The 16,913-nt window shown below is 34.7% G+C and carries 10 protein-coding genes; 8 read left to right on the top strand and 2 right to left on the bottom strand.

From position 1 onward, the window contains the following. Positions 1–61: 61 nt before the first annotated feature. The 8 genes from HQN85_RS12325 to HQN85_RS12360 all read left to right on the top strand — a co-directional run bounded on the left by HQN85_RS12325 (position 62) and on the right by HQN85_RS12360 (position 14,896). Complete coding sequence (locus tag HQN85_RS12325; protein WP_173272674.1) at positions 62–2,965, top strand: ligand-binding sensor domain-containing protein; 2,904 nt, start codon at positions 62–64, stop codon at positions 2,963–2,965. Positions 2,966–3,219: 254 nt separating this feature from the next. Beyond that, positions 3,220–6,240, top strand: a complete 3,021-nt coding sequence (locus HQN85_RS12330; RefSeq protein ID WP_173272675.1) for a SusC/RagA family TonB-linked outer membrane protein — start codon at positions 3,220–3,222, stop codon at positions 6,238–6,240. Positions 6,241–6,263: 23 nt separating this feature from the next. Then, entirely contained in the window at positions 6,264–7,823 is a 1,560-nt protein-coding gene (locus tag HQN85_RS12335; RefSeq protein WP_173272676.1) for a RagB/SusD family nutrient uptake outer membrane protein, read from the top strand. Positions 7,824–7,833: 10 nt separating this feature from the next. Then, positions 7,834–8,706, top strand: coding sequence for a LamG domain-containing protein (locus HQN85_RS12340; RefSeq protein WP_173272677.1), 873 nt, complete (start codon positions 7,834–7,836; stop codon positions 8,704–8,706). A gap of 57 nt (positions 8,707–8,763) precedes the next feature. Beyond that, positions 8,764–10,440 (top strand): glucoamylase family protein, encoded by a 1,677-nt coding sequence (locus HQN85_RS12345; protein WP_173272678.1) that lies wholly within the window; start codon positions 8,764–8,766, stop codon positions 10,438–10,440. A gap of 29 nt (positions 10,441–10,469) precedes the next feature. Further along, positions 10,470–11,798, top strand: a complete 1,329-nt coding sequence (locus HQN85_RS12350) for a glucoamylase family protein (RefSeq protein WP_173272680.1) — start codon at positions 10,470–10,472, stop codon at positions 11,796–11,798. Between the two features lie 24 nt (positions 11,799–11,822). Then, positions 11,823–14,120: a beta-glucosidase BglX gene (gene bglX, locus HQN85_RS12355; protein ID WP_173272681.1), complete on the top strand. Its 2,298-nt coding sequence runs from the start codon at positions 11,823–11,825 to the stop codon at positions 14,118–14,120. Further along, a complete protein-coding gene (locus HQN85_RS12360) occupies positions 14,120–14,896 on the top strand; it encodes a carboxylesterase family protein (RefSeq protein ID WP_173272682.1) in 777 nt (258 codons plus the stop codon). The genes bglX and HQN85_RS12360 overlap by 1 nt, the downstream gene beginning before the upstream one ends. 54 nt (positions 14,897–14,950) lie before the next feature. Here the strand turns inward: HQN85_RS12360 and HQN85_RS12365 are convergent, their stop codons facing one another. Further along, a complete protein-coding gene (locus HQN85_RS12365; RefSeq protein WP_173272683.1) occupies positions 14,951–15,679 on the bottom strand; it encodes a YebC/PmpR family DNA-binding transcriptional regulator in 729 nt (242 codons plus the stop codon). A gap of 41 nt (positions 15,680–15,720) precedes the next feature. After that, the gene (locus tag HQN85_RS12370) at positions 15,721–16,668 is read right to left on the bottom strand and encodes an NAD-dependent epimerase/dehydratase family protein (protein WP_173272684.1); all 948 of its coding nucleotides are present in this window, start codon (positions 16,666–16,668) and stop codon (positions 15,721–15,723) included. Positions 16,669–16,913 lie beyond the last annotated feature (245 nt).

Below are 16,913 nucleotides of genomic sequence, written 5' to 3' on the forward strand. Positions count from 1 at the left end.
ATCATCATTTATAAAGTTTAAATATTTATTTTGCAATGATTTAGTGTCGCCTTTGCAATAAATGAAAAATAAATTCCTTAACTACCTTCTTGTTTTCTTCGCAATTCTACTCCAGGCAAATATTGCTTTGGCCAGCGATATACAAAGTATTGGAGTTCCGTATGTTCAGAATTATCCTAAATCATCTTATTTAGCTGGTAATCAAAACTGGTCTATAGCTAAAGACAAAAATGGGATTATGTATTTTGGTAATGCTGAAGGCTTGCTTACTTACGATGGTAAATATTGGCAGCAATATAAAATGCCAAACCGTCAAATTGTACGAGCTGTAACTACGGATGTGAATGGAATGATTTACACTGGGAGTTTTGGGGAATTTGGTTATTGGTCGTACCAAGACAAGCACCTTAGCTATACTTCATTGATTAATTTAATTCCAAAGCCGTATAAAATAACTGATGAAATTTGGAAAATTTATGTCGTTGGAAAGAAGGTTATCTTTCAGTCATTCTCCACTATTTATAGCTACGAGAATAAAAAAATAAGTGTTATTAAAGCTCAAGGTGCATTTTTATTTCTGCATCAGGCAGGAAATCGTCTTATTGCAGAAGTTTTAGGTAAAGGTCTTTTTGAATTGCAAGGCAAAAATTTAATACCAATTGTAGGTAGTGATGTTCTTCTAAAAACTGGCGTACTTTCTATTCTTCCATATAAAAATAACAGCTTTATTATTGGCACTAGCAAAAATGGACTTTTCATTTATGATGGGCACACCATTAGCCCTATGATAAGCCCTGCTAACGCATTTCTCAAAACCTATCAACTAAATAACGGCGTTAAAATTTTAAATAAATATTATGCTTACGGCACCATTCTAAACGGTTTAATCATTATCGATGAGGATGGGAATGTTGTTCAACGAATAAATAAATCTAGTGGTTTACAAAATAATACCATATTAAGTTTATATGCAGATAATGAACAAAATCTTTGGGCGGGTTTAGATAACGGGATTGATAGAATAGAGTTAAATTCTCCTTTATATTTTTATTTCGATAAAGCTGGTCAGTTCGGCACAGTTTATTCCAGTTTAATCGTAAAGAATAAGATATACTTAGGTACAAACCAAGGCTTATTTACTAGCCCCTGGCTGCCTGAAAATGGAAACTTATTTAATTCTTTCGATTTTAAATTAATCCCTAATTCCCAAGGTCAAGTTTGGGAACTTAGCCAAATAAATGATCAGTTAATATGTGGCCATAATGATGGTACTTTCAATATTGTCGGTGACAAAATGGAGAGAATATCTTCTATTAGCGGTGGGTGGACAATCAAGAAACTGAATTCAAATCCTAATTTTTTAATTCAAGGAACTTATAATGGCTTAGTTATTTTTGCAAAAGATGCCAATGGAAATTGGAAATTTAGCCATAAAGTAACTGGTTTTGGTGAACCATCAAGATATGTGGAGCAAGACACCAAGGGAGATATTTGGATAAGCCATGCCTACAAAGGTTTATATAAATTAACCTTAAGTCCAGATTTAAAAAGAGCGACTAATATTAAGTATTATGATGAAAAAAATGGCTTACCAGGTAATTTTAACATCAACATCTTTAACGTAGAAAATAAAATTCTTTTTTCTTCAGACTCTGGTTTTTTGGTATATGATGAAATCAGCAACCGCTTTACTAAATACGATGTGCTCAATAAAAACTTAGGCAGTTTTTATTCATCAAACAAAATCATCAATGCCGGCTTTAAAAAATATTGGTTTATTAACCATGGCAAAATGAGTTTGGTTAATTTAAGCGAGCCTGGTAAAATACTCATCGATTCGAATAGATTTAGCATTCTAGATGGAAGAATGGTGCAGTATTATGAAAATATAAGTCAGATTAGCAGTAAAATTTACCTTATTAGTGTTGATGATGGCTTTGTAATTTATAACACAACTAATACAGAAAACAAGCAAGAGAAGTTGAAATTACCTTCTGTTTTAATTAGAAAAATAGAAGACATTACCGATAAATATTCAACAATTACAGAAAATGGAAATGATGGAGAAGTGGTTGAAATTCCATTTAGCAGAAATAACATTCGAATTTCTTTTTCCCTACCCTATTATCGTCAATCAAAAATTAAATTTCAGTACTACCTAGAAGGATATTCTAAGCAATGGTCTGATTGGAGTGCTGCAACACAAAAAGATTTCACCAACTTAACTAGAGGGAATTATAAATTTAAAGTGCGAGCTAAAATAAATGAACAAACTATAAGTGATGTTACGGTTTTTGAATTTAGCGTTTTACCACCTTGGTATGGTAGTAATTGGGCTTTAGCATGTTATGCTTTAATCGGCGTGGTTGCGCTTATTGCAGGCAAAAGAATTTACGAAGCCAAATTAAGTAAAGATCAACAAGCCATCTCCCAAAAGCTGCAAACTGAAAAAGAAGAGTTTTTAAAAAAGGAAGCAGAAGCTACAGAAAAACAAATAATCAAACTACAGACTGAGAAGTTACAAGCTGAGCTTGCTGGTAAGAATAGAGAGTTAGCAAACTCTGCAATGAGTTTAGTGTATAAAAACGAATTACTCCAGAAGTTAAGCGAGGAGATGAATAAGCTGAAAGATGAAAACGGCAAAAAGCTTTCGGAAGATCAACTCCGTAAAATTCAAAAAGTAATTGACGATGGAATGAATGATGAACGAGATTGGAATTTATTTGAAAGTAGTTTCAATGAAGCACATGAAAGTTTCTTCAAAAAACTAAAAGCTAATCATCCCGATCTAGTTCCAAATGATCTAAAACTCTGCGCTTATTTGCACATGAATATGAGCAGTAAAGAAATGGCTTCGTTATTAAATATATCCCTTAGAGGTGTAGAAATAAGACGCTATCGTTTGCGTAAAAAATTAGAAGTTCCTCATGATAAAAACTTAACTGAGTTTTTAATGGAACTTTAGCACTACATCATTACCTCTCATACCTCTATTTTCTTTTTATTAAAACAACTGTCAAAAATTGAAGTTGTAGTAGGCATAATTTTCTTACTCTCGTTCTAAAAACATCGTTTTGGAACTAAAAATCCATTTAATTTACCTATATGAGAAAGTACCTATCTGTGCTTTGATGTATTAATGTATAGGTGAAATTACTTGTATTCCTCACACAAAAACAGAAAATTAGATTAATCAATTAAACAAATATGTATAACAGTATGAAAAAAATCTTTACAAAATTTTCTGTTTTAATCTTCCTTTGTTTTTTACTAATAAACGTTGCTAATGCCCAAAATGTTACAGTCAAGGGTATAGTTAAAGATGACGCAGGCTTAACTGTGCCAGGCGCAAGTGTTATAGTAAAGGGAACAAGTAATGGAGTACAAACAGACGTTAACGGAAACTATTCCATTAGTGCACCATCAAACGGAACATTAGTATTCACCTATATAGGGTTTACTTCTCAAGAGATTTCCATTAATGGTAGAACAACGATTAATGTTGATCTTAAGTCTTCTACTAATGATTTACAGCAAGTTGTTGTTGTTGGATACGGCACACAGAAAAAAAGAGATTTAACGGGCTCTATTGCAAGTGTTAAAGGAGAAGAAATTGAAAAGTTAACTGCTACTAATCCAATAAACGCTTTACAGGGAAAAGTACCCGGGTTAACCATTACTAACAATGGTGCTCCAGGCTCTTCCCCTACTGTACGTATAAGGGGGATAAATAGTACCGGAGGTGCTGTAAATCCTCTATACATTGTAGATGGACAGATGCAAGAGAATATTGATTATCTAAATCCTGCTGATATTGAAAGTATAGATGTACTAAAAGATGTTTCATCAGTAGCTATTTATGGTTTAAAAGGGGCAAATGGAGTAATTGCAGTAACCACTAAAAAAGCTGCTAGAGGTAAAACTTTGGTTAGTTTTAGTAGTGCTATAGGTATTCAACGTGTTAATGATAAAATTGCAATGACGGATGCTGATGGATTCAAGAAACTTTATTCTGCACAATTAGCAAATCTTAATGCAGCTCCATTCGATTATACAAACTATACAGCGAATACAAATTGGCAGGATTTGATTTTTAGAAATGCCGTAATAAATACCAATAACTTAAGTATATCTAATAGTGGTGAAAAGAGTACAACTTTAATTAATTTAGGATATAATAACCAAGACGGGGTAATGAAGTATAGCAATTATAAAAAATTCATTGCCCGTTTAAATGAAGAAATAAGAATCACCGAAAAGATTAAAATCGGAACAAACCTTACAGGCTTTCATTGGAGAAACGAACCTAATACATCTAGCATTACTAATGCTTTATGGGCTGCTCCTATTGTTGGAGTGCAAACCAATGGGCTGTACAATTCCATGCCCTCTTTCCAGAGAGCACAGGTAGGCAATCCTGTATATAGCATGGAGCGCAATAGAAACACCTCAATTAATAGAGGCTATAGAATAAGTGGTAATTTATATGCTGAAGTTAAATTTTTAAAAGATTTTACACTTTCTTCTACAGTATATACTGATTTAGGATTTAATAACAGTCGAAGTTACTCACCACTTCCTTACAGAACGGTTAACCTAGGTGAAGGCACGGCGGCAACAGAAACCGTACTTGACAACTCAATACGTACGACTGTGAGCCAAAGTGCAAATGAGTACAGAAAATACCAACAAGACCATATAATTACCTATAACAAGGAGATTAATGGAGGTCATAAAATTACAGCTGTAGGTGGTTTTAACTCCGTATTTGAATCATATACCACATTGAGTGGTAGCCGAAGAGATACTACTGTAAATGTCCCTAACAATTCTAATTTGTGGTATTTAGGTGTAATTAATCAAAACAACCCAACATTTAATGGTGGAGGTGGTGAAGAAGAATCGAATGCTGGTGTATTTTTAAGAACTAGTTATTCATATAAAGATAAGTATCTTTTCAATGGTACCATTAGAAGAGATGGAAACTCAAAATTAGCCAATCAAAATAGATGGCAAACTTTTGGAAGTATAGGTTTGGGATGGGTTGCTAGTGAAGAAGACTTTTTTAAAGATAATATTAAAGGAATTGATTTCTTGAAATTTAGAGGCGCATATGGTTCATTAGGAAATGGAGGAAGTATTCCAAACAATCTTTTTGAAGTTGGTTTAACCACAGCTAGTAATGCCATTTTTGGGGATCAGATATACACAGCTCTTGGTAATGCGTATTTAGTTAATCCTAATTTAGGTTATGAAAAAATTAAGGGATTTGATTTTGGATTTGATTTAAAAGCACTTAATAACAAGTTAAGTGCCGAGATCAATTACTTTAATAAAAAGACCGAAGATTTGCTAACTACTTATACCTTACCTGGGCCTGCGGGAAATTACACCTATTATGATAACCTAGGTACAGTTACTAATAAAGGAATTGAAGTTTCACTAGGCTGGAGTGATAAACTTGGAAAAGATTTTAGCTACAGCATTAATCCTAATTTTAGTTATACCAGTAATAAAGTTGTATCTATTGGGAATAGCACCAATTTTTTAATAACAAATGGCATAAATGTTACAGAAACAGGCAAATCAATTGGGTATTTCCGTGGATATAAGCAAGTAGGTATTTATCAATCAGCTGCTGACATGGCAAAAATGCCAGTTATGGCAGGTTCTCAAATTGGTGATATCGCTTATCAAGACATTAACGGTGATGGTGTGATTACTGATCAGGATCGAACCTATTTAGGTTCACCTTTTCCACCTTATTCTTACGGCTTAAGCATTACCCTAAATTACAAAGGATTTGATGCTACTATTGACGGCCAAGGATTTGCTGGACATAAGATTTATACACAACGTAGAACGCAAGTTTTTGCTACATTAAATTATGAAGCCAACAGACTAAATGCGTGGACTACTCCTGGATCTACCAATGTAGAACCAATTTTAGATAATACAAGAGCAAATAATTTTCTGTTCAGCAATTATTTTATTGAACCAGGTGATTATTTCCGTTTGAGAAACGTTCAGTTAGGTTACACCTTTGACCGTGAGCTTTTAAGCAAAATTGGTGTATCAAAATTGAGGTTGTTCTTAAGTGGACAAAATATTAAAACTTGGAGTAAAACAACAGGCTATTCTCCTGAAGCAATTATTGGTAACCCAACAAGCTCTGGTGCAGACAACGGTTTATATCCTATTACCTCAGTTTACACTTTTGGTTTAAATGTTACTTTTTAATTAAACTATTAACTATAATTAAGATGAAAATATTCGACAAAAAAACTAGAAACTTTATATTTACCATAGCAGTTTTTGTTATTGCCATCATGGCATCTGGTTGCAAAAAATTTCTAGATACACAAAAACAAGGGTCATATTCTACAGAAACTTATCCGTTTGCAAATGGTGCAGGTGATAATCCATATGACCAATACGTTTTTGGAGCATACAATGAATTACGTTCTTACAATGTGCATGTTGATGGGTTCCTAGTAGCTACCAGTATTAGGAGTGATGATGCTGATAAAGGTAGTACTCCTACAGATGGTGGAGCTGATGTTATTGGGATGGACAATTTCTCCATTGTCCCTACAAACGGCAGATGTAATGCCTTATGGACAGGATATTACAATATGATTTCAAAAGCTAACTTAGTATTAGATCAAGTAGAAAACAATAAGGATATTATTGCTACAGACGGTGCAAAAATTCAAGCACAAGCAGAAGCCAAATTTATTAGGGGCTATGCTTATTTCATGTTGGTTAGACTTTTTGGCAGAGTACCTCTGGTTGACAAAGTAGTTGGGGCTTCAGATAGTAATATACCACAAAGCACTCCTGCTCAAATCTATACCTTTATTGAAGCCGACCTTCAATTCGCTGCGGCTAACTTACCAGCTTCTTGGCCATCAAAATTTGTTGGCCGTTTAACAAAAGGTGCTGCAAATGGTATGCTTGCAAAAGTATATTTAACTCAACAAAAATGGGGTATGGCCATGGCCTCTGCAAATGCCGTAATGACTTCTGGCCAGTATGACCTATCTACTTCTTATGATAAGGTTTTTAGAGAAGAAGGTGAAAACAGTAAAGAATCTGTATTTGAAGTACAAGCAACTGCTAGTGCGGCTGTACCAACAGCAAATGGCATTCAATTAACCAGTCATCAAGGCATTAGAGGTTCAGGTATTTGGGATTTAGGTTGGGGATGGAATACTCCGAGTGTACAGTTAGAAGCTGCTTATGAGACAAATGACCCTCGTAGAGAAAGAACTATTCTTTATACTAGCACTGCAGGAAATCCTCGTCAAACAATTTATGGAGAAACACTACCAGTAGGTTTACCTAACCCTAGATATAATAACAAAGTTTATACTAACCCAGCTATCAGAGCCTCGGTTGGTCACAGATTTGGCTATTGGATGAATGTTCGCATTCTACGTTATGCAGATGTGGTATTGATGTATGCTGAAGCCGCCAACGAACTTGGTGGAGCAACAAACACAACAGCTGCCTTAACTGCGCTAAATAGTGTTAGAGAAAGAGCAAGACGTGGTGCACCTGCTGGCACATTACCAGATATTACTGTTACAGACCAAACAGCACTTAGAACAATTATACAGCATGAGAGAAGAATAGAATTAGCAATGGAGTATGATCGTTTCTTCGACTTAATAAGATGGGGAGCTACTACAGCTCAGGCTGCAATGAGCGCTGCAGGTAAAACAGCATTCAGTTTTGATAGAGATAAATATTTACCTATCCCTCTAACACAAATAGATTTAAGTAAAAACGTATTAACACAAAACTTTGGTTATAATTAATCATTTTGATATGAAATTCACTAAATTAAATAAAATAATTATTCTGCTTGTCTCAAGCTTAATGATAGTAGCCTGTAAAAAAGATGGCAACCCAAACAACTTATCAGATGTTGATGCTTCAAGCTATGCAGGAAAAATTGATGGCTATGCCAATGCTGATGAAGTTTACAGTAGCAATTTAGTTGCTTATTGGTCATTTGATGACACAAACAATGAATTGAAATCGAATTCTGCTCCAACAAACACAGCTAATGCCAGTTTTATAACTGGTGTAAAGGGTAAAGCTTTAAAATTAACCGCTGGATACCTATATTATGCTAAGCAATTTGATGCTTTAAAGACTGATGCTTTAAAAAACTTTACAATTAGCTCTTGGGTGCAAATTACCAACAATGGTTCTAAAAAAACAATGTTGATGACAATTGCTCGCCCTAACAATTTTTTAGGCAGCTTAGATTATAGGTTAAATACAAATAGTACTTCTACTACTTTTTTAGGAATAGGACCTAGATTTACTACACTAGGTGGTGGTAGCCAAGATAATTTGAATGCTAATTTATCTCCAGCATTTGGCGCTAATGCTTGGACACATTTGGTATTAACCTATAATGGCACTACAGGAATATTTAAAGTTTGGGCTGATGGAAAAGATATAGGTTCTTATAATAGCCGTGGTACTGGCAATAATATTTTTAAGGCTTACGAACCTAGCGAATTTATTATTGGGGCCCATTATAATAATATTCCCGGAAAGGAAATAGCAGGGTCAGCAGCTGATTTTGCGGCTATGACAGGTAGTGTAGATGAATTACGTATATATAACACGGTTCTTCAAGACGCAAGCATCAAAGCGCTTTACAACTTAGGTAAAGCAGGTAAATAATTAATAAGGGCACAGTTTGAAATGCTGTGTCCTTTTTCACTCCGATAACATAATTATATGAAGTTGTCTAACTATTTTACTAATGGTAAATTTTATTTGTTGGCTATTATTGTTGCATGTGCGTTGTATTCTTGCAAAAAAAAAGGCTCTGATAATCCAATAAATAAAGACACATCTTTATATTTCACTGTTAATGGCAGTAATAATGGTACTTTAAAGTATATCAATCTTAGCCCTAAACCAGTTATAAAATTTAACTTTACCGAGCCAGTAAACCCAACAACAGTAAAAAATAGCATCATATTTAAAGATGCTTCTGGAACAGTTATTACTATCATCACTACTTATGAAGATGACAACAAAGTAGTTAATATAAGTCCTAAAGATAACTTAGCTTCGTTTGGCACTTATACTCTTTCAGTTAACGATCAATTAAAATCTGCTAGTGGAGGGAATTTAATCAACCCTGTTAATATTACATTAGTTTCAGGGCTTGATAACACAGACAAATTTCCTCGAATTACTGATGATGAACTTCTCACTTTAGTTCAAAAACAAACTTTCAAATATTTTTGGGATTTTGGGCATCCGACTAGTGGCTTAGCAAGAGAAAGAAATACTTCTGGAGATGTTGTAACAACAGGAGGATCCGGATTTGGCGTTATGGCCATTGTAACTGGGATTAGTAGAAATTTTATCACGAGAGCAGAAGGTCTAGCTCGACTGCAAAAAATTGTAGCTTTTCTAAAAAATGCAGATCGCTTTCATGGAGCTTATTCACATTGGTTAGACGGAAATACTGGGAAAGTAATTCCTTTCAGTACAAAAGACAATGGTGCCGATTTAGTCGAAACTTCTTACTTAATGCAAGGTCTAATTACCGCTAGACAATATTTTACTGGTAATGATGCGGCAGAAACTACCTTAAGAAACGATATTACCAATCTTTATAACGGAGTTGAATGGTCTTGGTTTAGAAAAGATGGTGGAAATGTATTGTATTGGCATTGGAGCCCGACCTATAATTGGGATATGAATTTACCATTACAAGGATGGAATGAAGCGCTAAACACCTATATCATGGCGGCATCATCACCTACTTACTCCATTCCAAAATCAGTTTATGATTTAGGTTGGGCAAGAAGTGGTGCAATGAAAAACGGAAATACATATTACGGTGTACAATTGCCTTTGGGTGTGGCAAATGGTGGACCGTTATTCCTAGCACACTATACTTTTTTAGGTGTAAATCCAATGGGTTTAGTGGATACTTATGCTAATTATGAAACCCAAACTAAAGCACATACCTTAATTAATTACAACTATTGTGTTGCAAATCCCGCAAAAAATGTGGGTTACAGTGCTGAATGTTGGGGACTTACCGCTAGTGACGTTCCAAATGGATATGCAGCTAGTTCTCCATCGAATGATTTGGGCGTAATTGCTCCGACTGCAGCCTTGTCATCTTTCCCTTATACACCAACAGAATCGATGGCGGCACTTAAATTTTTCTATTATAAACTAGGTGATAAAATTTGGAAAGACTATGGTTTTGTAGATGCCTTTAAATTAAACGACCCATGGTTTGCTTCATCAACATTAGCAATAGATCAGGGACCGATTATCATCATGATAGAAAACCATCGCACTAAATTGCTTTGGAATTTATTTATGAGCGCACCAGAAATAAAAATGGGAATGAAAGGCTTAGGCTTTACTAGTCCAAATTTATAAAATCAATCCTCTATACTCAAAGAACACAAATGAAATTTATCTCTATATCAATTTTACTTTTAATACTAAGCAGTTGTAATCTGCAGCAAGGAAATACTGTCGTCAAGAAAAAATTGAGTGACGAAGAATTATTAACCTTAGTCCAAAAACAAACCTTTAATTATTTTTGGGATGGTGCAGAACCTATTTCAGGTTTAGCAAGAGAGAGATACCATAGTGATAATATTTACGAACAAAATGACAAGAATGTTATTGCCACAGGAGCATCCGGATTTGGAGTAATGTCAATTTTGGTTGCTATCGAACGCAAATTTATTACCCGAGAACAGGGCTTTGAGCGTTTACAAAAGAACGTAGATTTCCTCCAAAAAGCAGATCGCTTTCACGGAGCTTGGTCACATTGGATTTATCCCTCTGGAAAAGTAAAACCTTTTGGAAAAAATGACGATGGTGGAGATTTAGTTGAAACATCATTTTTAATGCAAGGATTAATTTGTGTTCGCCAATACTTTAAAGATGGTAATGAGAAAGAAAAAGCCCTAGCAGCACAAATAGATAAATTATGGAAAGAAGTAGATTTTGATTGGTATCGCAACGGCGGAAAAAATGTATTGTATTGGCATTGGTCGCCTAATATTGGTTGGAAAATGAATTTTCCAGTTACGGGTTATAATGAATGTTTAATAATGTACATTATGGCTGCAGCCTCTCCTACTCATACCATTCCTGCAGAAGTTTACCATAAGGGCTGGGCTAAAAGTGGCGGTATCAACACAGACTTCAAGTTGTACGGTCATGAGATCAAATTAGCACATAATGGCGAAAAAAATAATGTTGGCCCTTTATTTTGGGCTCAATATTCTTATTTAGGATTAAATCCAAAAGGATTAAAAGATCGATATGCAGATTATTGGAAAGAAAATACAAATCATGCCTTAATTCATTACGATTATGCCCTAGAAAACCCTAAAAAGTACAAAGGATATGGCGCAGATTCTTGGGGTTTTACCGCAAGCTATTCTGTAAACGGATATTCTGCACATAGCCCTTCAAATGACTTAGGGGTAATTTCTCCAACCGCAGCGCTAGCTTCTTATCCATATACACCTAATGAATCAATGAAAATGATTAGACATTTATATGAAGATTTAGGCGACAAAGTTTGGGGTGAATATGGATTTTATGATGCCTATAGCGAAACAGCAAATTGGTATCCTAAAAGATATTTAGGCATTGATCAAGGCCCTATAATAATCATGATTGAAAATGGAAGAACTGGGTTATTATGGAACTTATTTATGAGTTGCCCGGAAGTTCAAACAGGCTTAGACAAACTTGGCTTCACTTACAAAAAATAAAATTTGAATACAAAACACAATACAATGAAAAAATTCAGCTACCTTCTTTTATTAGCCGCTCTTATCTCAAATTCTATTTCTGCTCAGCAAAAGAAAACAGTAAATCCTGCGCAGCAAAAAATGGATACATTCATAAATAACTTGCTGTCAAAAATGACCGTCGATGAAAAAATTGGTCAATTAAATTTAGTTACTGGCGGAGAAGCTACAACAGGTGCTGCTGTAAGTACTGATGTAGAAGCTAAAATTGCAAAAGGCAATGTTGGAGGAATTTTCAGCATGACAACTCCGGAGAAAATTCGTAAAACTCAAGAAATTGCCATGAAAAGTCGCTTAAAAATTCCTTTAATTTTTGGGCAGGATGTAATTCATGGTTATAAAACTACATTCCCAATTCCTTTAGCTCTAGCTGCCAGTTGGGACTTACCTTTAATTGAGAAAACTGCTCGTACTGCTGCAATTGAAGCTAGTGCCGATGGTTTAAACTGGACATTTTCACCTATGGTGGATGTTGCTCGTGATGCCCGATGGGGAAGAATTGCTGAAGGAAGTGGTGAAGATACTTATCTAGGTTCGCAAATTGCCAAAGTAATGGTTAAAGGATATCAAGGCGATGATTTATCTAAATACAACACCATTATGGCTTGTGTAAAACATTTTGCATTATATGGTGCCTCAGAAGCCGGAAGAGATTATAATACGACTGATATGAGTTTGGACAGAATGTATAACGATTACTTACCCCCTTACAAAGCTGCGCTTGATGCTGGAGCTGGAAGTTTTATGGTTTCTTTTAATGACATTAATGGTGTACCTGCAACTGCTAATAAATGGCTCTTAACAGATGTTTTACGTAAACAATGGGGATTTAAGGGGTTTGTGGCTTCAGATTATACCGGCGTAAGTGAATTGGTCAATCATGGTTTAGGTGATTTAAAAACTGTTTCTGCTTTATCACTCAAAGCAGGTACTGATATGGATATGGTGAGTGAAGGTTATTTATCTACCTTAAAGCAATCGTTAAAAGAAGGCAAAGTAACTATTGCTCAAATAAACAACTCTTGTCGCTTAATTTTAGAGGCAAAATATAAATTAGGTTTATTTGAGGATCCTTTTAGATACTGTAACGAAGAACGTGCTAAAACCGAGATCTTAACTCCTGCTAATTTAAAATTCGCTAGAGAAACAGCAACCAAAACTTTTGTCTTGTTAAAAAATGATAATAAAACCTTACCCTTAAAAAGATCGGGAACAATAGCTTTAATTGGCCCTTTGGCTAACACAAGCTCAAATATGCCTGGGACTTGGAGTGTAAATGCTGATTTAGCGAATGTGCCAACTTTATTGCAAGGTTTAACAGAAGTGGCAGGTAAAAATGTGAAAATTTTGCATGCATTGGGATCAAACTTAATCGCAGATGCAAATCAACAAGCTTGGGCAACAGCTCATGGCAGGGATATCCCAAGAGATAATCGACCTGAAGAAGAAATAATTGCTGAGGCCGTAAAAACTGCTAATAAATCAGATGTTGTTGTTGCAGCTTTAGGCGAAGCATCTGAAATGAGTGGAGAAAGTTCAAGTCGTACAGATATCGGAATTCCTGAAACACAACGAAAATTATTGGCAGCTTTATTAAAAACTGGCAAACCTGTGGTGTTGGTTCTATTTGCAGGCAGACCAATGACGTTGAAGTGGGAAAGTGAGAATGTTCCTGCAATTTTAAATGTTTGGTTTGGCGGTGTTGAAGCAACCAGAGCAATTGGGGATGTCTTATTTGGGGATGCAAACCCTTCAGGGAAACTAACTGTAACTTTCCCTCAAAATGTTGGACAAATTCCATTGTATTATAGCCATAAAAACACTGGTCGACCTTTAGCAGAGCAAAATTGGTTTTATCGTTTCCGTTCAAATTATTTAGATGTAAGTAATGAGCCATTATACCCTTTTGGATTTGGGTTAAGCTATACTACCTATACCTACGGCGATTTAAAACTGAGTTCGAACACATTAAAACCTGGTCAGAAAATAACGGCTACGATAACAGTAACTAATACTGGTAATTTGGCTGGCGAAGAAATAGTTCAACTGTATACTCGTGATTTAATTGGTACTAGTACCAGACCTGTTAAGGAGCTAAAAGGATTTCAAAAAATTAAATTACAGCCTGGTGAAAGCAAAATAGTTACATTTAACCTAACTGAACAAGATTTGAAATTTTACAACAGTGAGCTTAAATTTGTAGCTGAACCCGGTGATTTTAAAGTATTTGTTGGACCAAATGTTAGAGATGTAAAAGAAGCTGACTTTAAATTAGTTAAATAATGAAAAAAATAATCCCTTTCTTAATTTGCTGTTTAACACTTTTTTCAGCATTTGCTCAAGATATATCAAAGTATAAAAAAGAGAATTTCGTTTTTGCTAATGATACATTGAAGTACAGAATTTTATATCCTGAAAACTTTGATGCTACAAAAAAATATCCTGTTGTTTTTTTCTTACATGGAAGTGGCGAAAGAGGAAACGATAATGAAAAACAGTTAACACATGGCGGTAAGTTATTTTTAACAGATGAATTTAGAAAAAACTATCCTGCTATTGTTATTTTTCCTCAATGTGCCGAGAATAGCTATTGGTCTAATGTAGAAATCGAAGAAGTAAGTGGTAAACGTTTTTTCACTTTTCAAAAAAGCGGTGAACCTACAAAATCGATGGCGCTTTTACTAAAATTAACCGATCAATTCGTAAATCAATCTTTTGTTGATAAAAATAAAGTTTATGTAGGGGGTTTATCTATGGGCGGAATGGGAACGTTTGAAATTTTGAGAAGAAAGCCACACCTCTTTGCCGCTGCATTCGCGATTTGTGGAGGCGATAATCCTACAAATGCAAAAAAATATAAAAATGTGCCTTTATGGATCTTCCATGGAGGATTGGACGATGTTGTAAATCCACAATTATCTTACAATGTGTATAGAGAATTAAAGAAATTAGGGCATGAGCCAAAATACACCATCTACTTAAAAGCCAATCATAACAGTTGGGATTCTACATTTGCAGAACCTAATTTAATTCCTTGGTTATTTAGTAAACAACAGTAACTATAAAAGAAAAGGCTTCGAATATTCGAAGCCTTTTCTTTTAATTTTCAATTATTATTCTGCCATATTATGGTAAACAGCTTGAACATCATCATCTTCCTCTAACTTATCAATCAGCTTTAATACATCAACTGCCTGTTCTTCAGAAACTGCATGATGTGATAATGCAATGCGCTCTAATTTAGAACTCTTTAACTCAATTCCTTTTTCTTCTAAAGCCTTTTGTAACGAGCCAAAATTTTCAAAAGCACCTTGAGCTACTGCAATATCATTACCTTCTTCATCAGATTCTACATATAACTCTTCTAAACCTGCATCAATTAATTCGAATTCTAGTTCTTCTAAATCTAAGTCTTCCGCAGGTACGAACCTAAAAATAGATTTACGATTAAACACAAAGTCTAGTGAACCAGTTTTGCCTAAAGTTCCATTAGTCTTATTAAAATAACTACGAATATTTGCTACTGTGCGGTTGGTATTATCTGTTGCAGTTTCAATCAAGACAGCAACACCATGTGCAGCATAGCCCTCATAAACCAGTTCTTCATAATTCGCCAGTGATTTATCAGAAGCTCTTTTAATTGCAGCTTCTACCCTATCTTTAGGCATATTTACAGCTTTTGCATTTTGCATTGCTGTTCTTAAACGAGAGTTTGTTTCAGGATTTGCGCCGGCATCTTTAACCGCCATTACAATATCTTTACCAATACGGGTAAACTGAACGGCCATTTTGGCCCAACGTTTAAATTTTCTTTCTTTTCTAAATTCGAATGCTCTTCCCATTATTTATAGTATTGAATACTTTATTCTGCTTTTAGTTGGTTTTATCCCTTTTTTAAATTCGTTAACATGTCTTCCGTCATTTTTGATAAATCAAATTCAGGTTTCCAACCCCAATCTTTTTTAGCAAAGCTATCATCAATTGATTTTGGCCAACTATTAGCTATCTCCTGACGTGGATCATTTTCTGTATAAGATAATTTAAAATCTGGTATATGTTTACGAATTTCTGCGGCTAATACTTCTGGTGTAAAATTAACTCCGCCAAAATTATAACTTGAACGAATAGAAATTTTTTCTGCCGGAGCATCCATCAATTCTATTGTTCCGCGAATTGCATCATCCATATACATCATTGGCAATTCTGTTGTAGCTGATAAAAACGATGAATAACTTCCTTTTTTTAAAGCTTCATGAAAAATATGAATTGCATAATCTGTTGTTCCTCCGCCTGGTGCCGCTTTCCAACTAATTAATCCAGGGTAACGAATACTTCTCACATCTAAATTATATTTCTGATTGTAATATTCACACCAACGCTCGCCAGCCAGTTTACTAATACCATAAACCGTATTTGGATCCATGGTGCAATATTGTGGTGTATGATCTTTTGGAGAATTTGGACCAAAAACGGCAATTGAACTTGGCCAGTATACTTTAGCCGTTTTATATATCAGTGCTAAATCCAACACATTTAGCAAACCATTCATATTCAAATCCCAAGCTAATTTTGGATTCTGCTCGCCTGTGGCTGATAAAAGTGCAGCTAGCAAATAAACTTGCGTTGGTTTATATTTTTGAAAAATCTCTTTTAAAATTTCCTTGTCTAATACATTTACAAATTCAAAAGGACCGGCATTTTTTGTTTCATAATCAGGCCTACGGATATCGCATGCAACAACATTATCATTTCCATAACCCTTACGTAAAGCTGTAACTAATTCGGTACCAATTTGCCCATTAGAGCCAAGTACTAATATTTTTTCGATCATAAAATGTGGGTAATGCAGCAAAGGTAAAAAAATCTGCAAATGTGTTAATAAGTAAAACGTTTTATTATGTAAACTAATTTTTACAAAGTCTTATTTGCCTTACAGTACCCCTAAGTGTATTTTGTACAATATTAAAAGCTAAAATCTTTATATATTTTAAGATGAGGTTCTTTATGTTGATATATTTTACTTAATTTAATTGCTCCAATGGAGTTCCTTTGGAACATAAAAACCTAACCAAATCA

Origin of the sequence: Pedobacter boryungensis, assembly GCF_013204825.1 — a bacterium.
In the GTDB taxonomy this organism is placed as follows: Bacteria; Bacteroidota; Bacteroidia; order Sphingobacteriales; family Sphingobacteriaceae; genus Pedobacter; species Pedobacter boryungensis.